Here is a 19,700-nt window from a genome sequence, read left to right on the forward strand (position 1 = left end):
AAAATAAAAAAAGCGTTTGTTCATTGAACAAACGCTTAGTTAATTTTTATTTTTGCTGCTTTCTCTAACCGTACTGAGGGGCGCTGTTGCCCTTTTCTTACATTACTTTTCCTCGTCCCACAGTTGCTTCACTCTATGAGCGGATAGCTTGGGCTGGCGCTCTCTCGTAAACATTCCTTTTCGATTCACTACGACTCGAGATGGGGTTTGGCTTGTCTTGAAATCAGCCAATGCCCATACATGCGCGCCAATCGAATAAGGCTTGTCTTTGATGATACGATACTGTCTGGTAAGCATCTCCGCCTGATATTCTTCTGAAAATAATTCTGGCGGATTAGTATGCACGCCAGCCATAGCGTCTGCCCCGTATTCCGTAATAATAATAGGCTTGCCGAAACGTTCATGGCAGCGGTCCAGCGCCTTATCAAGCACCTCGCAGCCCTCATCTAATCTTCCGGCTTGCTCATACCAGCCATAATAACGATTCAAGCTTACAAAATCCATATGCTGCATAGCTGTATCTTTATCCGGGTCTACACAATTGACAAAGGTAATTGGCCGGCTGCTATCCAGCCCCTTGACCGTATCATACAATGTTTTGAAGAAAGGTCCCGCTCCTTCATCCAGCGAATCTGGCTCGTTAGCCAGGCTCCAGGCGATAATAGACGGATGACAGCAGTCGCGCTCTACCATTCTCGTCAAAACCTTGGCAGCTTTATCAATTATCGCGGAATCCTTATAGTGACTTTTGACAAAGCCGACAAAAGGACTTTCTCCGATAACGAGAATGCCTTCCTTATCCGTATGCTGCAAAAATTCTTCACTGTATGGATAATGCGTCGTTCGCAATGAATTGCCGCCTAGCCACTTAATGAGGCTGATATCCTTCGCAATTACAGCGTGGCTCAAGCCTTTGCCTAGCACGGGAAAGTCTTCATGCATGCCTACTCCGCGCAGAAAGACCGGCTCGCCATTAAGCAATAGCTGATTACCCTTAATTTCAATCCTTCTAATCCCGATCTGCTGCGAGTATTTATCTTTTACTTCACCTTGCTCTACGTATTGTACCGTAAACTCATAAAGATTAGGACTTGCTGGCGACCATAGCTGAGCGTTTGGAACACTTATAATGCCTTCCGCCATACCTTTACGATCCACTGCAGACTCGATCACTTGCCCGTCACATACGATTCGGACATTTCCTGGCGCCTGTTCGTTCAAGTGAACTTGATAATGAACAGAGCCGGCTGTGTTGGCTTCATTCACATCTGTGCGCACCATCAGCTTGGCAATATGCGTTCGCGGCTTTACGATAATTTGTACTGGACGCTGAATGCCCCCGTAAGGAAAGAAATCGTAGTAGTTGTTAGGATATTGTCCCTTAAATCCAACAATCATTTCATCCTCGACATCTCCTGGCGGCAAGCGGTCCTTGCCAATTGCAGCATCTACAGAAATAACAACAGTATTTTTGTCCTGTACGTTAAGATACGATGTTATATCAAACTCAAACGGCAAATGAGCACCTTCATTGTGCCCTGCGTAATGTCCATTCACCCATACCTTAGTATAATAATTTGCTGAGCCTACTCTAAGCCAATAGGTTTTGTCGCCACCGTCCAGCGGAAGCTCAAATTCCTTTTGATACCATCCTGTACCCATAAAGTACATTAAATCATCGTACTGTTCATTCCAGCTTGCCGGAACTGCAATCTCGCGATCTCCAGGCACGCCTGTATGCCACTGTTCCTTTTCACCAATAACGTCAACATCAGCTTTAAAGCGCCAAAAGCCGTTCATATCATAAATCGTCCGGTAAGTATTCATTTGCGGATAAAGCATTCTGTCACCCCACTATAGATTATGGCCATTTTAACTTATCTCATATTAAAATAATTCCTACTCCTTCAGTGTGCAATTTTTTTACATGTTGTGTGTAAATCCTTGAGTGGAAAATAAATACTAAACAAAGCGCCTATTGAGACTGTCGATTAATTGTGGATAGGGCAATAAGCAATCGAAAGGGATCTTACTACGATCAAGTTTGGGATTCCGACCGCTGTTGTAGTCCAATTTTTTTGATTAAATAAGCCATGTAAAGGATAAAATTGGCCTACAAAGGCGGACGCTGCCGCTTCTCCATTCCCAATCTTGCTCTTCGTTCCCCTTTCTTATTGCTTACCAATCGTTGCCCACAATTAATCGACAGTTGTCTATTGGTACCTAACTTGCCGTCATTGTATGTAAAGAAGATACAATGCGTCATATTTGCGGAGCGGTCATTAATGACCGTTAGAAGCAAAAAACAGTCTATTTGTTGCATACGCGGACACTTATGACCATTAGAAGATAATTCCGTCGAATTCTTTGGCTTTTTTCCCGCTAACGGACATTTCTGTCCGCTAGAAAGTGGAAGTGGCGAAAAATGAGCGCTAACGGTCGTCAGTGTCCGCATCATTATGATCCATTCGAGCTCAACAGCCGCATCGTACGCCAAACATACAGAACTACGCCATCATCATCCCTGTTGCACCGTATGCATACTTCATGTTACGGCAACAAAAAAGCTATCCCAAAAGGTTTATAACCTTAAAAGATAGCCTTACTTTCTATTCCTATTATACATGCTCCGCTTTTTCTTCTCCATAAAGCTCATTCAAATGCTCAATATGCGCCTTTCCCCAAAGATGCATCGCATCCAGAAGCGGCACTAATCCTTTTCCATACTCCGTAATCGAATACTCTACTTTTGGAGGAATTTGTGGGTACACATTGCGGTTAATAATATTGTGATATTCCAATTCTCTCAATTGAGTGGTCAACATTTTCTTTGTAATCTCAGGAATTAATCGCTGAAGCTCGCTAAACCGCAAAACCCCGCTCGACAAAATATGATACAAAATAACCGGCTTCCATTTGCCTACGAGAATATCGAGGGCTGTTTCAACTTTACAGTCATGTGACATGGCGAAATCCCGCTCCTCTCTTAAGGTTTCCTTTTGTACACTATGTTACTTTTAAGTGTCTACTATTCAAGACTGCTCTTAAGATTTATTATAACCATAGCAGTAACTATAAAACAAGGAGGCAAATACGATTATGAATATAGCTTTATGGGTCATCCAAATCATTTTGGGGTTCATGTTTATTATGGCTGGTAGTTCAAAGGCATTCCAGTATGAGAAAACGAAAGCCAAAATGCCTTGGGTGAAGGAATACGGTCGAGGCCTGGTTACATTCATTGGGGTATCAGAATTGCTCGGCGGACTTGGGTTAATTATCCCTTTCGCAACAGGAATAGCTCCAGTATTAACTCCCATTGCTGCTATAGGATTAGGAATTATTATGCTTCTTGCTGCTATTTTTCATGCCAAAAGAAAAGAAAATCAGGCAATCGGCATGAACATCATTATTTTGGCGTTAGCTATTGTTATAGCAATCGGACGCTGGTAAAAACAAACCATCTAGGGAGGAACCAACAGAATGTCGAAGTTAAATATCGGAATTATTCTAGGCAGCACTCGTGAAGGTCGCATTAGTCCTCAAGTAGGCGAATGGGTAAAAGGAATAGCAGAGCAGCGCGCAGATGCAAATTACGAAATCGTTGATATTGCTGATTTCAATTTGCCGTTCTTAGGTACAACTGATGGCAGCGAGCCTGGCATTGCGGCTTGGAATCAAAAACTAGCTAGCCTAGACGGATTCGTATTCATCGTTCAAGAATACAATCACAGCATTTCAGGCGCTTTGAAAAATGCTATCGATTTTGCTCGTGAAGCATGGAATAACAAAGCAGCTGGTATCGTAAGCTACGGCTCTACTGGCGGAGCTCGTGCAGCAGAGCATCTTCGCGGTATTTTGGGAGAGCTACTGGTTGCTGATGTTCGTGTACATCCAACTCTGTCTTTGTTTACAGATTTCGAAAACTTCTCTGTTTTCAAGCCTGCTGAATTGCATTTGACTAATGTTAATGCGATGCTTGACCAAGTGCTTGCTTGGAGCGGCGCTTTGAAAACTTTGAGATAAGCAACTTCCTTCAGACATACAGCGCTTCAAATCGGTTTCCGGTTTGAAGCTTTTTTTATTATTAAAAGCATTTAAAATTCGTAGTCGCTATTACAAAACAAATCCTCAGTTCGTGTTAACTTATATAAAAATGACAACGTAGGAGATCAAAGCAATGGATAAGGTATTTGTTACAGGCGGCACAGGCTATGTAGGTAAAACATTAATTCAAGAAGCAATTAAACAAAATATAGAACTGATCGTGCTTACGCGTTCTGCAGCAAAAGCAAAGCAGCTAGAGGAAAAAGGCCTTAAAGCGGTCGTAGGAGATTTGCTGAAGGATGGGGAATGGCAAAAAGTTATTCAACAATGCCAGTACATCATTCACTTGGCGGCACCGCCTACTTGGGGGAAGAAGGTTACAAAAAAAGTTGCTTCCGCGTATAGTGATGGCCATTATGCAATGACAGTGCGGTTATTAGAACATATCAATCCTACTGTAATTAAAAATATTATATACGTAGCGGGAACCAGCTATTTGGGCGACAGCGGCGCTGATCGGGCAAAGGACGAAACATACCGCAGCACCCCAAAAGGGTGGGGACCTTATATTGCCCCATCTGTAAATGTGCTGGATAAGTACAAGAAGACGGGACTGCCTATTACAACCGTATTTCCAGCACAAATTTATGGTGCGGATTCCTGGACTGTACAGTTGTTTATAGAACCTTTGCATAACAATAAGCCCATCTACTCCTTAAAAGGAAATGAGCCGATGTTTTCGCCAATTCATGTGGAGGATTGTGCGAGAGCCTGCCTGCATTTAATGAAGCATGCCGCAACAGGAGAAAGCTATATTTTGTGTGATACGAATCCGATGCCTTCCGAATCGTTCAAAAATATAATAGAGCAGGAACTGCGCGTAACCGGAAAAGTAGTCAAAATTCCTGCGTGGCTGTGCCGGTTAGTAATCGGGCCTGTTCTAACGGAATACGCGACTGCGCATACTTATTTCTCGAATGCCAAGCTGCTGGCTACGGGCTTCGAATTCCGTTATCCTAACGCAAAGCAAGGCATTCCACATGTCGTTAAGCAATGGCTGGAGAGACTTCGTACAACAAATTAATGATAGCATTTGAGCTGAACGAATGGCTTCATAGTTCCTTTTAATTGTGCCTCTGCTCCTGCTTCATCAATCCATAAATATGCTGCTTTAATTCAAGGAATAGCGGATCGTTCACTAGCTCTTCCTGACGGGGACGAGGCAAAGGAACGGTAATCTCTTTTAATACGCGGGTTGGTTTTCGTGACAGCAATACGATTTTGTCAGACAGAAAGAGCGCTTCCTCAATACTATGTGTAATAAATAAAACGGTACGTTTATTATTTTCCCAAATATCCAGCAGCCAGCTTTGCATATCCAGCCGGGTTAATGCATCAAGTGCGCCGAACGGTTCATCCAGGCACATCACTTCCCTTGGGCTCAGCAAAGCCCTGATGAATGCAGCGCGTTGCTGCATGCCGCCTGACAGCATATGCGGATAAGCCTTCTCGTAGCCTTGAAGTCCAGCCTTGGCGAGCCATTCTCTGGCTGCCTCTCTTGCTTCTTTCTTAGAAGAACCTGCAAGCTCCTGCCCCATAATGACATTGTCCAGAATGGTCCGCCAAGGAAAAAGAGCGGGCTGTTGCGGCATATAGCTGATTAGCCCCTTGCTGCCTGTAACCTCTTTGCCATCCAGCACAACCTTGCCGGCAGACGGTTCGGCAACTCCACCAATGATGTGAAAAAGGGTGCTTTTCCCGCATCCGGAAGGCCCGATAATCGAAACGAATTCTCCCTCTGATGCAGTTAACGTTACATTTTCAATCACCTTGGCTGCTGTTCCTTTGCTAGAATACGTTTTGGACAGCCCATGCAGCTCCAGCTTCGTTGTTGACATGGATTCGTTCACCTGACTCCCTTACCTTTTTTGCAGCTTCGACTAGCGATTGCCGGTTCCGGCTTTACTTGCTTCTTTTCCAGTGGGTTAGCCATTTCTCCAGCAAAACGACGCAAGCGAACAATGCCATACTCAAGCATACAATGACAAAAACTCCAATAAACACCCGATCAGTACGAAATGCGGATTTTGCAATAATCATGTAGGCGCCGATCCCGGTATTTCCTCCAAGCCATTCTGCTATAAAGGCCGCCATTACGCTATAAGTGGCTGAAATCTTCAGCCCCGAGAAGAGAAAAGGCATCGCATGCGGCAGCTCTAGCTTCCAGAATAACTGCTTTTTAGTCGCACCAGACATCTGCATATAGCTGTACATCCCCGCATCCGTTTGAGCGAAGCCGTTCAAGGTCGATAACGTTATTGGAAAAAAGCCTACTATTACAATCATAATCATTTTTGGCAATAGCCCCAGCCCGAACCAGATAATTAATAAAGGTGCAAGCGCAATGATCGGAATGTTTTGACTCATAATAAGAAATGGATAAAAGGTTGCTCTGACAAATGGAAAAAAGTGCAGCAGGAAAGCCAAAGTGATCCCGGCTGTTGCACCTGCAATAAAACCGAGAATCGTCATACGGATTGTTGCTGCTGTATGCATCCAAATGCGCGGCAAGCTGATGTAAGCTTCGTTAGCAATCTCCAGTGGACTTGGCAGCATCCACTTCGGGATGTCAAACAACACGGTCGACACTTGCCATAGGATCAAAAAAAGCACAGCCGCCACAACGGGCGGCCACCAAGCTGTCAATCTCATTCTCTTCATCTTTACTGATACCCTTCAGTCAATTGATCGATAGAGATGCCTTGCGGATCAAAATGTATTTTAATCAGCGACGAGATGCTTGTGTTCCCGCCTATAGCGGAAAGCTCCTCATTTACCCTTTTGACAACCTCCAGCAGCTCTCCAAGCTCGCCTTCCATTAAAGTATCAAGCGGTCCAACAATAAATTTCACGCCCGACTCTCGAAGGATTTCCACTGCACGATCCATAAATGGAGCAGAGTCCTCCGTACGCGCAATCGCTTCAAAGCTCATTACTGCATTTGGCATCGAAATTCCTCCCTTATTTCGCAGGCAAAAACTCATTTGTGAAGGCTGCCTCTGCATCGAATTCCTTATCCAGCAAATTGTATTCCTTCAGCCAGCTCGCGTAATTTTCCCAAACCTCTTGCTCTTGCAAGCCCCATTGAGCAGCATCGTCTTGGTAGCGAGGGCTCAGCCATTTCTGACTGGCAATAACCAGGTCCTTATCCAGCTCCGGCACAGCTTTCAACAATATCTGAGCGGACTCCTCCGGATGGTCAATCGCATATTGATAGCCTTTAGCGGTAGCTGCCATAAACGCTTTTACCAGCTCAGGCTGTTCTTTCATCGTTTTCTCATTTGTTATAATAACCGGTGTGTAGTAGTCCAGCTTTTCAGAATAGTCGGTTAGATAAATCGAATCAAGTTCGAATCCGCGCAGCTCAGCCTCAATTCCTGTCCATCCATAATAGATCCATGAAAAATCGATATCGCGCTGCACAGATGTAAAGAAGTCTGCTTCACCCACATTAAGAATTTCCACTTTATTGACATCCGCACCGCCGTCTTCCTTCATTAAGGACTCCAAAATGGCAGGCTCTGCTGCAGCTCCGAAGCCGCCGTATTTCTTTCCTTCGAAGTCTTTCGGGGATTTAATATTTTTAGCAACAGGTGAAGCGAACACTGAAGTATTATGCTGGATAACTGCTGCAATAGAGACAACCGGCACACCTTCAACACGCGCATCCGTTACGCCTTCTTGGAAGCTGACGCCAAAAGGCACTTGACCTGATCCTACGATCGCATTCGGACCGCTTGCACCAGGTAAAATAATATCAACATTCAAGCCTTCTTCGGCATAATAGCCCAGATCCCGGGCAGCATACAGACCCGTATGGTTCGTATTCGGCGACCAGTTCAGCACTAAAGTAACATCGGTTAAAGGCTTGTTATTGCCTTCGCCAGCTTTTTGTCCAGCATTTCCATCCTGTTTTTTGGAACAAGCGGTAAGTACAAGCAGTACAGCGATCAAAATAAAAATACTTTTTCTAGTCATTTTTTGCACAGTGTTTCTCCTCCTAGTATGTCTAAACCATTATTGAGCCAAGGATAAACGGCTTCGCGGCCTACTTCAGTACAAAATCACCTATCGGTGACCTAACCTGCCATCATCGTGTGTAAAAAAACAAGCGATGCTTCCGATATCTATTTAGCCGCCTATCTTCTTTGTGGTGCGGTCATTAATGACCGTTAGAACCAAAAAACAGTTATTTTTGTTTAATATACGGACATTTATGACCATTAGAAGAAAATTCCGTCGAATTCTCTAGCTTTTTTCTCGCTAACGGACATTTCTGTCCGCTAGAAAGGGGTAGTTGGCGAAAAATGAGCGCTAACGGACACCAGTGTCCGCATCATTAGGATCCATTCGAGCTCAACAGCCGCGGCGTACGCCAAACAACAGATCTGCCCATCATCATCCCTGTTGCACCACAACGCATACTTCATGTTACGGTATGGCAGCAGATAGTAGATCCTCCGAGAAGTGATTTGCATTTTGATATACTTATTCACAATTTTAATAGATGCATAATTTCCTAAATAACCCAAAAAACGCCCCTGATCTTAACGATCCAAGGGCGTTGTTTACACTCCACATGAAATATACTGCGAATTGTGCGTCACATCTCCCTACGCTGGCATTATCCAGATCAGGTTAACGGGTCAGTGTCTTAAGGGACACAATCTCAGCCGGCCGATTCCAGCACCCCAGGCAATATGCTATTGTTAAAAATTAATTTATGTCTTGCATGCAATGGCCTTTGCGCCTATCATTATAGCTCGAATGACTTCCATTGTCTACAGTGTTATTCTAATCTATATAACTTCAGCTGGGAGAGATACAAATGAACCTGAAACCAAATATGATCGATCAAATTCGAAGCGTATCTTTACAATCGGAAAATGAAGGCGGTCTGGCGCGGGATGCCTTGAACTTAATTTTAGAGCGCAATTGGTTTAAACTATTTGTGCCTAAGGCATTGGGCGGAGAAATGGCGGCTTTGCCGGATGCACTTAAAATTTTCGAGTATGCTTCATGGGTCGACGGAAGCTTTGGATGGCTGACAACAATCGGTGCCGGCGGTGGATACTTTGCTGCGTTCATGCAGCCTGATACAGCTAAAAGCGTCTTTTCACCACCGCAAGCTGTCATCGCAGGCAGCGGCGCGCCAACTGGAACAGCAGTGCGCACTGAAGGAGGCTATATTGTAAACGGAAAATGGAGCTTCTGCAGCGGCTCCGAGCATGCCACCACCTTCACTGCCAATTGTATAATCGAAAGTAACAACTCTGACAACCCAGAAATTCGTGCATTTGCATTCTCGCCTGGGCAGGTAGAAATCGTTCACGATTGGCGAGCATTCGGTCTAAAGGCAACCGACAGCCACTCCATGATCGTAAATAATCAGTTTGTGGCAGATGAAAGAACGTTTAGCTTAACCGAGCAGCTTGCCTTCTTGGATGAGCCATTGTTCAGCTACCCGTTTCTGCCTTTCGCCCAGGCCACATTTTGCGCAATCGGCATTGGCATCTCCAGACATTTTCTGGATGAAGCCAAATCGCTTGCTGAGCGAAGACAGCAGGCATGGCAATCAACAAGAGCAGGAAGATACGAATTTATAATGGGACTTATCAGGCAAGCAGACAATCAATTGAGCAGCGCAAGCCGCACTTTTTATGAGACAATTGATCAGTCCTGGAATAGCCATATGGATCAGCAGCCATTTACTCCTGAAGAGATCACAGAAATTAGCAAGGTATGCCAGCAGACCTCTAGAACAGCGTTAGCTTGCGTACAAAACCTGTTTCCTTACATGGGCATATCAGCCATTATGGAGGACGAGCCTATCAATCAAATTTGGCGTGATTTGCAGACTGCGTGTCAACATAGCTTGCTGGTGCCGTTTGAAGGGGAATAATCTTAACGCACGATCCATACAACAATAGAAAACGACTGCCAGTTAGACTTAAGAGTCAAACTGGCAGTCGTTTTCTGTAGTTCTAACCGAATTTAGACAGAGTGCAGCACCATAGTCATTAGCAAACTAAGATTTCTACGATTAATCAAGATGTTGTCGGCGAGCCTATAGTTATCTCCCGCTTTGCTAGCCACTGACAACTCAGTTCCCCGACAAGCTGCGACATTGGCTCATGACCATCGCTTGTAACAACAAAACATTCTTCAATTCGATTCGAGCCATCGGGATGGCCAAATAAGCTAATATCGGTGTTCACGGTCATACCTGTCAAGAAAACACCTGTAGAATTCTCATTTGGATAGGGTGATTCAGCCTCAGCTACACCACAACCATGAAGAGGCGGGTAAAGATCATACTGCGATACTCCCTGTTCTCTAAAATAATGCTTTACTTCCTTTACCATATCCGCCATTCGGATTCCTGGTTTAATTGCTGCCTTTCCTCTCTCATTTGCTTCTATTAACAAATCTATAAATTTCTTTTGTTGCTCTGATGCTGCCCCAACCACAAATGGAAAATTGATCGACGCTATATATCCCTCGTATTGAACCGCAAGCGCAGCCATGACCATATCTCCATCTTCGACAACTTTTTGTGTTGCTCTTCCAATTATCGTGGCAACACGCTCACCGCTCGACACGAGGCAGAACGGAATATACTCTGCACCTTCTTGAAATGCCGCCTCATGTGCCGCTGCTGCTAGTTGTAATTCAGTTACACCGGGCTTTGCCCTTTGCAGCAATGCTCTATACGCACAATCCGCAATGCGTGCCGCTTCCTTTAAACAAGCAATTTCCTCACTCGTTTTCAATAGACGCTGTTCGAATAGAATGGCATTCGCATCAACTACTTCACTGCCAGGAACGCTGTCTCGAATCGCTATATAAACAGTGTGCGGCATAGCATCCATTCCAACAATTCCTATTTTCCCGAACGTCCCCTTGCTTCTCAGCTCCTCAAAAACCTTTTGGAAGCTAGTATAGTTTGCTTGAGGATACTCAATTTCATCAGGCACGGTTATGCAGGAGAAGTCCGGCACAAACCGAATATCTGGCCATACGCTCATCTCTTTACACATGACTTCCCCCTCCGGTGCTGCCAATAGTATTGGCTCTCCAGTCATAGGTACAATAAGTGCTCCTCTTTCAAAAAGCGGCCAGAAGTTACTCACATAGCGCAGGCTTTCCCTTCTATACTCATCGCCATAAATAAGACAAGCATCAAGCCCTTCCTGGTGCATCACTTCTTTCAGCCTAGCAATTCTTGCTTCGAAATGCTCCAGCTTCAATTTTTTCAAATCCAACCGCCTCCAAATCATGATCATTTATGGCAACTCAATAAGCGATACATCATCGACCCATATTGCATCCGTGCCTGACATGAAGAAATAGATATGATTATACTCATTTGCCGCATTAAGATCCGGCTCATATTCCAGCTCAAGCAGCTGCCACTCGCCATTCAGAGCAATAACTGCATTGGCTGTTACTGGATTATTGCCGCCGCCTGGCAGCATCTCATAGATGGACATGCTTGCTGAACCTGCAGTGAGCCCCTTCACCCAAGCACTCAGCTTATACCGTTTGCCGGGCGCAAGTTCAAAATCCTGCAGCGATCTGGCCATTGCATATTCGGCTCCTTGCAGCTCAATCTTTAAGGAACGTCCGCCACTATGAGCCGTCTCATGATCCCATACGCCAGACGCTGAAAACCAGCGGTCCGGAAAACTGGACGGCGTAGCGATTTCAAATCCCGAATTATATAGCAAATTGCCACCTTCAGGTGAATCTATCTCTGTTATTACCACATCGTCAATCCATAACTTATCCGTACCTGACATAAAGATGTAAACCCAGTGATGGTCATATGACATCGTTAATTCAGGTTCATATTCCAATTCGATCGACTGCCATTGATGATTGGCACTAGCATCCACATTGGCCGCCATCGTAGTCGTCCCTCCTGTGCCGACTCCATAGATGGACATGCTTATACTGCCAGACGAGGCTCCTTTGACCCGCGCGCTCAGCTTGTAACGCTTGCCGGGCTGCAGCTCGAGATCCTGGTCCGCACGTGTGAACACGTACGGTGCGTCATTCAAGTCCAGTCTCAACGAATGGGTGCCGCTATATTTTTCCGTATGATCCCACTTCGCTGAAGTCGAAAACCAGCCCGCTGCAAAGCTTCCTTCATTACCATACTCAAAACTAGCATTCTCAACGAGATTAGTCTGGCTTTTTGACTGTTCCAGATGGATTGGATAGAAATCGCCCGGATTCCAGACCATACCTCCCCCCCATGTAATAAAGCGTTCCTTGCCATGGAAGTTTCGGAAGAAGAAGCCATAGAGTGTATCGATATTCGCTGGATCGACGCCAATGCTGGCAAATGGAATAACTTGAATGGCATTCCATCGGTCTGTGCCTATATGGGCGCCAGCATACCACTCCCCATTATAGGAAGGGTCTTGGAATGACTTGTACTCGAATTTCACCTCAGCCGGATTAGAAAAGAAACCATAGTAAGTGCCTTCCCTGTTTCCAGTAACATAGGTTTCAACCGAGTCATCCGCACCGCTGCTCCACCATTCACCTGGAGCGCTCTCGCTGACAACCATACTGTCCAGATCGTTATCGAAATTTTCATAGCCGACATACAGATTTTCATCATCCCACAGCAGGTATACCTTCGTTTCTTCCGGTACTTGCAGCTTAGTACCAATTTCCCGGAAATCGTTCATTGGCACTGCCTCTGTCCAAGGACCAGAACTGAAATCCGTCGCATTCATAATATCCGATTTACTATAGCTCGTTTTATATGCTGTTGCTGATAAATTCGGCAGTTGCCCAACTGTGAATACCATCTTTTCAAACGTTGTTTTAATAGGGGCAATGCGCTGCTTGCCCTTGGCATCCGCCAGTTCCCACGCAGTATCCAGAGCAGCTTGCGCAGCATCCGCTATTCCGGCCTGAATAACATATCGGCCAATATATTGACTTTCCCTAGAATAGACGCTAACTGGTTGCTGGTCATAATTATAGCCCTGCTCGATCAAGTCATAATAATTGCCCATCGCTTCAGCCGCCGCCCCGTAAGCTTTGGTCAAGAATTTGTCCTTCAACGCTTCCAGATCAGCATCAGGATCCCAATACAAATTGTGGATGAGCCAATATTGCAAGGCGTTGATACCCCAAATATCGCTGTTGTCTACCTGTCCTTCAGGCAATACACCCGTAATGCCAAGATCGCGATAGTATTGCAGATCCGCTTGGACTTTGCCGGCAATTGGCCTTTCATATACATTGTTGGAGCAACAGCCATAATAATTGTACATCACAATATTTTGCGTCTTCGCTGCCCAAGCCTCTAGCTTCAGCTTGTAGCTATAGTTCGAATTGTTTTGATCCGCTGTATTGAATGGAGCCCTCGCGTCTTCCGCAGCCGGCGCCATTACAATAATAATATTGTCTTCCAGTTCGACCTTAGGCGGTGTATCAGTGAAGAAATATGCAAATGTCGGAATTTTTACATTTGGATGAGTCTGCTTTAGATCCGCCGCCACTTTATTCAGAAATGTAAAGAACACAGTTGATTTATACGCAGGATCTTCCGGTTGAACGGTAAGCCCTGCCGGAGTTGTGAACGGCTGATTGCTAAGCTCTCCTTGGCTGAATACTTGGTTATCCATAATGCCGACCCCAACATATTCCAGCGGCTGGACGGAGAGCAGCGCCCTCATCTCATTGGCTACAATTCCCGGCACATCCGGATGATAAAAATTAATTTGTGAACGATCCAGCGTGACAGGCACATATTCCCCATTAATTTCGTTATAGTACTCAGGGTGCGCTGCAAAATACTTCTCATTAGGCAGCCAGGAGTCTAAATTGTGACCAAGCAGGAACGGTGTAATTCCGACACGGTCATGCCTGTTCCAATACTGCACATTGCCCATTTCAGCCAGTTTAGTATTTAATTTGTTGCGCGCAAGCATCTTTTCTGTGTCCAAATCGGAGTGGAACTCCCCATATTTGCCCGAACCTGTCGTATGCCACCCTCTTAGCTGAAACGGCGATTTTTCAGCATAATCAACCTTCTCGGCAATAATCGTTGACTGGTTTTCATAAAGGGTTCCTATATCTACCGAGCGTGTCCACAGCATATCTGCGTTTTGTTCCAGGAAATCATAAACGCCATTTAACACGCCTCGTGATTCGTCACCAATAATGTATATACGGCTGCCCTCTTTACGGATAGCAAAGCCATCTGACTGGGCAAGAAAACTGAGATCAGCTGCATACAAGCTTGCAAGCTGCGGCTCGGTGCCGGGTGTAGCAAGCACAAGCTCCACTTTATCGCTAGCATGGCTTGAACTGACCATCGTAATCTCTGGCATTGGCTCTTCCTGTGCGTTCACTTCAATCAGCTTAATATCATCTACCCACATGGATTCTGTTTCCGACATGAAGAAGTAGACATTATTGAAATTGTAGTTGGCAGTCACAGGTGGTGCATAGTCCAGTTCCACCAATGTCCATTCGTCAGTTAATGTACTTACCGTACGGGCCGTAACAGGATTGCTGCCGCCGCTAGCTTGCCGCTCGTGAATCTCCATATTCATATTTCCTGCACCCGCCGATTTCACCCATGCGCTTAACTTATATTGTTTTCCTGGCGTCAATTGCAGTTCCTGTTCGCTCCTGGCAAACATATAGGAATTGCCGTCAAGATCTATGCGCATCGAATGGGCGCCTGATCTCCATACTGCTGCATCCCTTACAGCAGATGGTGAGTACCAGCCTTGCAGATTACCGCCATTATTGTGTTCAAACCCCTGATTAACAAGCAGGTTCGATGCATACTGGACAGGCAGCGAAAGCGTATTGAGCGTAACACCGCCGCTTGAAGTTGCCTTTACTTCTATGACATAGCTGCCATCAGCCAACGCTTCCGCCATTTGAAAAGAGCCTCGGATAATTTTTCGTTCATATGCCCCCACTGACACGTCCGCCGGCAAGTTGACAGGAATGGCACTATTGCTAGTTTGTACAAGAGAGATTACGGCAGGACTTGCCTCGTTATTTACGATATGCACTTCAAGTGGATAGTGCCCGCTTTTAGCGAGTGACATTTCACTGTTTGCAAACAAGATGCTAACAGCCGCCGATGAATCCCTTTTAAAGATTGGCAGCTCTGCCCCGCTTACGAGCTTGACTGACTCTTGCAATTCCTGGGCTGCATAGAGCAGCATTTCATCCGCCTCCGAGCCAATCAAGATATCAGAATTGGCGACACCCGAATTGACAATCGTCAAAGGAATGCCAGGGCTAGGGCTTGGACTTGGGCTTGGGCTTGGGCTTGGACTTGGACTTGGGCTTGGACTTGGACTCGGACTTGGGCCCGGCTCAGAATAGTTGCCAGGTACAGTGACAGTCGGCTGACTGCGAGTATCTTTAGCCACCAGCACATTGTCAATAGTAGCTGTTACATTCGCAGCAAAGCTTACTTTTTGCGGCCACTTATTCAATCGAGCACCTGACACATTAAATATGGCCCGTTCAATCGTTCCTTCTCCTGTTACTGCAGCAGGTGCATTGAATGTCATAACGGCCACTTTGGCAGATGCCGCCAAATCAATCATACCGCTTGCGTTCATATGCAAAGCTTGAATTTCAGTACCTTCACCTGCCGTCATTTTAATTTTGCCATCCCACTTGTCTACACGTACGGCTCCTGCCACCGTCGAATCAAGCAGCATAATTCCTTTCTCTCCGCCTCCAAGAATGTATACGGAGCCTAATACAGTGACGGACTCCAGCAGCACTTCGCCGTCATTTACACCTTGAGTGATATACAAATCCCCATGTATTGTCATATTTCTTAATTGAACATTCGCGCTGTTGACGACAAGGTTGCCAGTAACATCTTCATTATAAGTACCAGGTTGGTTCACTAGTGTTCCCATCACATTTTGAATCATTTGCACAACCTCAGCCCGAGTTATGTTTTTTCGCGGGCTGAACAAATTATTTCCGCTTCCTTTCACGTATCCCTTTGCCTGCAAGGCTGCCACTTCAGCGGCGGCGTACGCAGCAATATTATTTGCATCAGCAAAGGCTTCTACTGCTTCAGGGCCAGAGCTTACTTTAAAAGCACGCGCAATGATAACAGCAGCATCCTGACGAGAAATGTTTGTATCAGGCGAGAACTTCCCATTTCCAGTACCGTTAATAATTTGAAAGGCATGCAATTTGCTAACATCATGCATATACCAGGCACTGTTTGCCACATCCGAGAACGGAGTGCTGCCATCTGAAATAGCTGGAAAATTAAACACTCGGTTGATAAAAGCTGCGAATTCGGCGCGTGTCACAGAACTGTCCGGACGATATGTGTGATCGCCAAACCCGTTCAATAAACCGCTTTCAATCCATGATTGCATAACATCAAACGCCCAATGCTTTGAAATATCCGATAAATTTTGCTGAGCATTCACACCCTCACTTGCTGCCTCAGCCTTTATTGGCGGATATAGCATAAGCAGCATGCAAGTAATTATAGCCAACGACAAAAAACGATTTCGTTTGGACCTGTTACTCGTATACATAATAACCGCTCCTTCACTATTATTATCGAGTCCTCCTTGCATTTCTCCCTAGCCTGGCAATAATCATTCTGCTGCAATCACCCCCTGCTTTTGACTGACATAATTACAAGCTTACTTCCACAATTACCGCCCCTCGCCCGGGTACATACAAACTAAACTGGGAATCACGTGCCTTAACAGGGACACCAGGAAACTCAGTCAAGACATCAATCTGCTGTATGGAGCTGCCCATCTGAACATGTGCGGATTTATAATTGATGTGTAAATTAGTCAATAACAGGCGGTAACGCCGCGGAGCTATCTCTAATGTAGCAACGCGAATGTAGGATTTATTTTTTAATATTTTTGGTGCTGCGGTAACTTCAATCAGATCCTCCACTATGCGGCTAATAAACGACTCTGCCATGGGATGGAAATGCAAGCTTTCCGACCAAGTGATCCCATCGTTAATTCCACCCACTTCTTGCGTCAGTCCATTTGAACCTTGGGACTCTTCTTCCATAAAGTAAATTTTGCCGGCCTCGCTTCCAGGATCACGAATTACGCAAAAATACTTTTGTTCACGAAGGCCGCTTTGAATACCAAAGTGCTTTAAGGACATAGCAATCCGCTCCGTCATCCGCCCGATCAGAATTGCAGCCCCTCCCCGATAAGCGAGTATAGTTTGCAGTTCATCATCCGGCATCAAATGCAGATTAGTTACAAGTATTGAGCTGTTATAGTTAGGGATATCTTCTATTCGAATAGCTGCATGTATCGGTGCTCCACGCACCAACAGCTCATTCGTGTACTTATGAACAGGCCAATTGCGATAATCGATATATTCGCGCATAGATGACTGCAGCATCGCATCTGACCATACCACTGCGGCTCCCGCTATGCGTTGCGGCTGCGCATCAAATCCTAAATCCCAGCGCGCAGTAATCCACTTCCAGTTCTCCCGGCTTATACAATCTCCAAGACAAGCCATAAAACCAGCTGCACAGCGCCTTACTTGATTACCTCCAGCCAGATACATATTCGTTAAGGAATGAATATCCCGCTCCAGTACGGTAGGTGCATGACTGATCGCATCCCATTGCTCATGAGTATCATGAAGCGCATTTAAACAAATCAGCTTCGTATCCGGCACATAAGCTTTAATCATCATTAGCATAGTCATAAATTCAGAACCCGGTTCATATTCGGTTTCCCCGGCTCCTGCTGAGAGAGACGCGCCGACAGTCTCTACGATAAACCCATCAATCCCTGTATCAGCCAGCAGCTTGTAATCTACGCCGTAACGATATAGCGCTTCAAACGGATCTCTTGTCCAGGCGGTATTCACATAGGCTTTTTTCCCGATTTTGCGTATCGCAGCCATAATTTTTTGCCAAAGCTGCGCCCATCTGCCGCTGTGGAATTGCACCCATTCCATCCGCTTGTTATTCCAGATCCAGTCTGCGCGCCGTACCATTTCATCCCGCATGCCATCACATGAAGCATGCAGCGTTTCCGGCAGCTCCACACTGCTCCAGTGCATAAATTGCTCCACCATATCATCGGAATAATCGCTTTCCGCCAGAGTCAGCCTTGGGCTCGTATAGCCATCAGCGCCATGGTAGCCGTCGAATCCGTAGTCCTGCAGCACCTGAACGAGCTCCGTTACAAATTTGTCTTCATACAGGCTGCCGTCCTTCATACGCCTTAGCGGATTAATTCCCGGGAAAGGCTCGCCCGTCTTGCGCATTTCGTACAACTCAGGATGAGCGCCACACCACGCACTTTTACGCAGCTCTTCACTGCCATCCTCCCCATCAAATTGAAAAATATCGAAAAAGGCGCAGTATACTTCAATACCATGCTTCTGAAACTCACGAACCAAATTACGCAGCTCATAATTCGTCCATCGCTGCCTGCTGCGATCTTTGCTATAGGGGCGGGCACCGTATGAACAGATTTCCATAGGCAATTCCCGTTCATCCTCCATTCCCATATGCCCATGGACAAAATCAGGCGTGTAAAACAATAAAGAAATGCTTTCAGGTATAAATCCCGCATTATCAAGATAGGCCCCAACAGCATAATCCGGCTGCTGATTGTCAAAGCCAATTAATTCAATCCAGATCCATCGCTCATAATGGATACTCATTGCACACTCATCCTTTCACACTTCCAAGTACAATTCCCTTTACAAAAAAACGCTGTAGAAACGGATACACAATAAGGATTGGAAGAGCTCCTAGAAAGATTTGCGCCGAACGTGTCGTTCTCTCGGAAATTTCCAAAATCCCGCTTAAATTGTTAGGGTCCGTCTTCATAGGATTGCTGTTAATAACCATCAATTGCAAATACGTTGACAGCGGATAATTTTGAGGAAAATTCATATAGATCAGGCCGTCAAACCAAGAATTCCAATGAAATACCATTGTAAATAAGGCGATTGTCGCTATTACCGGCAACGACATCTGGATATACATGCGGCATAGCACTGTCCAATGCCCTGCCCCATCCATAAAAGCGGACTCTTCAACTTCCCGCGGCAACCCCCGAAAAAAGTTAAGCAGTAAAATAACATTGAATACAGAAACCGCACCTGGAATAACAAGCGCCCATATCGTATCGATCAACCCTGTCTTGCTTACAACGATGTAAGTCGGAATAAGCCCGCCGCTGAATAAAATCGTAAACACAAAAAACCAAGCGTAAAAACTGCGGCCGTACAAATCTTTCTTCTCCTTGGACAATGGATAGGCAGATAAAATAGAGAGTCCCATACTAATGACAAAGCCGAGCCCGAACCGCTGCAGCGTAATTAAAAAAGATAAAATAAACTCTTTTTTTTGCATGATATATTTATAAGAAGACAACGTGAAATCAACAGGGATCAAATTAACCAGGCCCGCCGAGGCTGCCGAGCTGGAGCTGAAAGAAATGGCCAGCATTTGAATTAAAGGCAGCAGACATAGCAGTGAAAGAGAGATAAGGAAGAGATAGTTTCCTACAACAAACACTTTCCTGCCGAAAGAAGCTTGGCGCAGCATA

At 45.4% G+C, this 19,700-nt stretch carries 14 protein-coding genes and 1 riboswitch; of the genes, 4 read left to right on the plus strand and 10 right to left on the minus strand.

From position 1 onward, the window contains the following. Window positions 1-102: 102 nt before the first annotated feature. Both uidA and ACRRU2_RS05055 read right to left on the minus strand, forming a co-directional pair. Window positions 103-1,842: a beta-glucuronidase gene (gene uidA / locus ACRRU2_RS05050; protein ID WP_432500202.1), complete on the minus strand. Its 1,740-nt coding sequence runs from the start codon at window positions 1,840-1,842 to the stop codon at window positions 103-105. 776 nt (window positions 1,843-2,618) lie between these two features. After that, on the minus strand, window positions 2,619-2,966 hold the full coding sequence (locus tag ACRRU2_RS05055) for a winged helix-turn-helix transcriptional regulator (RefSeq protein WP_331699800.1): 348 nt from the start codon (window positions 2,964-2,966) through the stop codon (window positions 2,619-2,621). A 133-nt stretch (window positions 2,967-3,099) separates the two neighbouring features. Between ACRRU2_RS05055 and ACRRU2_RS05060 the strand changes: the two genes are divergently transcribed. The 3 genes from ACRRU2_RS05060 to ACRRU2_RS05070 all read left to right on the plus strand — a co-directional run bounded on the left by ACRRU2_RS05060 (window position 3,100) and on the right by ACRRU2_RS05070 (window position 5,131). Continuing rightward, window positions 3,100-3,453: a DoxX family protein gene (locus tag ACRRU2_RS05060; protein WP_331699801.1), complete on the plus strand. Its 354-nt coding sequence runs from the start codon at window positions 3,100-3,102 to the stop codon at window positions 3,451-3,453. Window positions 3,454-3,483: 30 nt separating this feature from the next. Beyond that, window positions 3,484-4,026 carry an NADPH-dependent FMN reductase gene (locus ACRRU2_RS05065; RefSeq protein ID WP_331699802.1) on the plus strand — a complete coding sequence of 181 codons (543 nt, stop codon included), beginning with the start codon at window positions 3,484-3,486 and terminating at the stop codon, window positions 4,024-4,026. A gap of 154 nt (window positions 4,027-4,180) precedes the next feature. Then, on the plus strand, window positions 4,181-5,131 hold the full coding sequence (locus tag ACRRU2_RS05070; protein WP_432500204.1) for an NAD-dependent epimerase/dehydratase family protein: 951 nt from the start codon (window positions 4,181-4,183) through the stop codon (window positions 5,129-5,131). Between the two features lie 40 nt (window positions 5,132-5,171). On the opposite strand, the gene ACRRU2_RS05075 is transcribed toward ACRRU2_RS05070, so the two are convergent. From ACRRU2_RS05075 to ACRRU2_RS05090, 4 genes are all read right to left on the minus strand, one after another. Further along, on the minus strand, window positions 5,172-5,945 hold the full coding sequence (locus tag ACRRU2_RS05075) for an ABC transporter ATP-binding protein (protein WP_432500206.1): 774 nt from the start codon (window positions 5,943-5,945) through the stop codon (window positions 5,172-5,174). Window positions 5,946-6,009: 64 nt separating this feature from the next. Next, window positions 6,010-6,768 (minus strand): ABC transporter permease, encoded by a 759-nt coding sequence (locus tag ACRRU2_RS05080; RefSeq protein ID WP_432500208.1) that lies wholly within the window; start codon window positions 6,766-6,768, stop codon window positions 6,010-6,012. 2 nt (window positions 6,769-6,770) lie between these two features. Beyond that, window positions 6,771-7,055 (minus strand): thiamine-binding protein, encoded by a 285-nt coding sequence (locus ACRRU2_RS05085; RefSeq protein WP_432500210.1) that lies wholly within the window; start codon window positions 7,053-7,055, stop codon window positions 6,771-6,773. Window positions 7,056-7,068: 13 nt separating this feature from the next. Beyond that, the gene (locus tag ACRRU2_RS05090) at window positions 7,069-8,085 is read right to left on the minus strand and encodes an ABC transporter substrate-binding protein (protein WP_432500285.1); all 1,017 of its coding nucleotides are present in this window, start codon (window positions 8,083-8,085) and stop codon (window positions 7,069-7,071) included. A 615-nt stretch (window positions 8,086-8,700) separates the two neighbouring features. Beyond that, window positions 8,701-8,811, minus strand: a riboswitch (TPP riboswitch). Between the two features lie 124 nt (window positions 8,812-8,935). Here ACRRU2_RS05090 and ACRRU2_RS05095 point away from each other — a divergent pair. Then, the gene (locus ACRRU2_RS05095; RefSeq protein WP_432500211.1) at window positions 8,936-10,009 is read left to right on the plus strand and encodes an acyl-CoA dehydrogenase; all 1,074 of its coding nucleotides are present in this window, start codon (window positions 8,936-8,938) and stop codon (window positions 10,007-10,009) included. 145 nt (window positions 10,010-10,154) lie between these two features. Here the strand turns inward: ACRRU2_RS05095 and ACRRU2_RS05100 are convergent, their stop codons facing one another. The 4 genes from ACRRU2_RS05100 to ACRRU2_RS05115 all read right to left on the minus strand — a co-directional run bounded on the left by ACRRU2_RS05100 (window position 10,155) and on the right by ACRRU2_RS05115 (window position 19,699). Then, window positions 10,155-11,366: a M24 family metallopeptidase gene (locus ACRRU2_RS05100; RefSeq protein WP_432500212.1), complete on the minus strand. Its 1,212-nt coding sequence runs from the start codon at window positions 11,364-11,366 to the stop codon at window positions 10,155-10,157. A 27-nt stretch (window positions 11,367-11,393) separates the two neighbouring features. After that, complete coding sequence (locus tag ACRRU2_RS05105) at window positions 11,394-16,676, minus strand: DUF4838 domain-containing protein (RefSeq protein ID WP_432500214.1); 5,283 nt, start codon at window positions 16,674-16,676, stop codon at window positions 11,394-11,396. Between the two features lie 103 nt (window positions 16,677-16,779). Beyond that, window positions 16,780-18,807: a hypothetical protein gene (locus ACRRU2_RS05110; protein ID WP_432500215.1), complete on the minus strand. Its 2,028-nt coding sequence runs from the start codon at window positions 18,805-18,807 to the stop codon at window positions 16,780-16,782. A 7-nt stretch (window positions 18,808-18,814) separates the two neighbouring features. Continuing rightward, a complete protein-coding gene (locus ACRRU2_RS05115; RefSeq protein ID WP_331699881.1) occupies window positions 18,815-19,699 on the minus strand; it encodes a carbohydrate ABC transporter permease in 885 nt (294 codons plus the stop codon). Window position 19,700: the final 1 nt, after the last annotated feature.

The sequence above is a fragment of the Paenibacillus sp. GXUN7292 genome, assembly GCF_050864975.1.
Lineage (GTDB): Bacteria > Bacillota > Bacilli > Paenibacillales > Paenibacillaceae > Pristimantibacillus.

Bases quoted from the DNA above. Each gene is read 5' to 3' on its own strand.
- uidA (WP_432500202.1), bottom strand. From the start codon at position 1,842: ATGCTTTATCCGCAAATGAATACTTACCGGACGATTTATGATATGAAC.
- ACRRU2_RS05055 (WP_331699800.1), bottom strand. From the start codon at position 2,966: ATGTCACATGACTGTAAAGTTGAAACAGCCCTCGATATTCTCGTAGGC.
- ACRRU2_RS05060 (WP_331699801.1), top strand. From the start codon at position 3,100: ATGAATATAGCTTTATGGGTCATCCAAATCATTTTGGGGTTCATGTTT.
- ACRRU2_RS05065 (WP_331699802.1), top strand. From the start codon at position 3,484: ATGTCGAAGTTAAATATCGGAATTATTCTAGGCAGCACTCGTGAAGGT.
- ACRRU2_RS05070 (WP_432500204.1), top strand. From the start codon at position 4,181: ATGGATAAGGTATTTGTTACAGGCGGCACAGGCTATGTAGGTAAAACA.
- ACRRU2_RS05075 (WP_432500206.1), bottom strand. From the start codon at position 5,945: ATGTCAACAACGAAGCTGGAGCTGCATGGGCTGTCCAAAACGTATTCT.
- ACRRU2_RS05080 (WP_432500208.1), bottom strand. From the start codon at position 6,768: ATGAAGAGAATGAGATTGACAGCTTGGTGGCCGCCCGTTGTGGCGGCT.
- ACRRU2_RS05085 (WP_432500210.1), bottom strand. From the start codon at position 7,055: ATGCCAAATGCAGTAATGAGCTTTGAAGCGATTGCGCGTACGGAGGAC.
- ACRRU2_RS05090 (WP_432500285.1), bottom strand. From the start codon at position 8,085: ATGACTAGAAAAAGTATTTTTATTTTGATCGCTGTACTGCTTGTACTT.
- ACRRU2_RS05095 (WP_432500211.1), top strand. From the start codon at position 8,936: ATGAACCTGAAACCAAATATGATCGATCAAATTCGAAGCGTATCTTTA.
- ACRRU2_RS05105 (WP_432500214.1), bottom strand. From the start codon at position 16,676: ATGTATACGAGTAACAGGTCCAAACGAAATCGTTTTTTGTCGTTGGCT.
- ACRRU2_RS05110 (WP_432500215.1), bottom strand. From the start codon at position 18,807: ATGAGTATCCATTATGAGCGATGGATCTGGATTGAATTAATTGGCTTT.
- ACRRU2_RS05115 (WP_331699881.1), bottom strand. From the start codon at position 19,699: ATGCTGCGCCAAGCTTCTTTCGGCAGGAAAGTGTTTGTTGTAGGAAAC.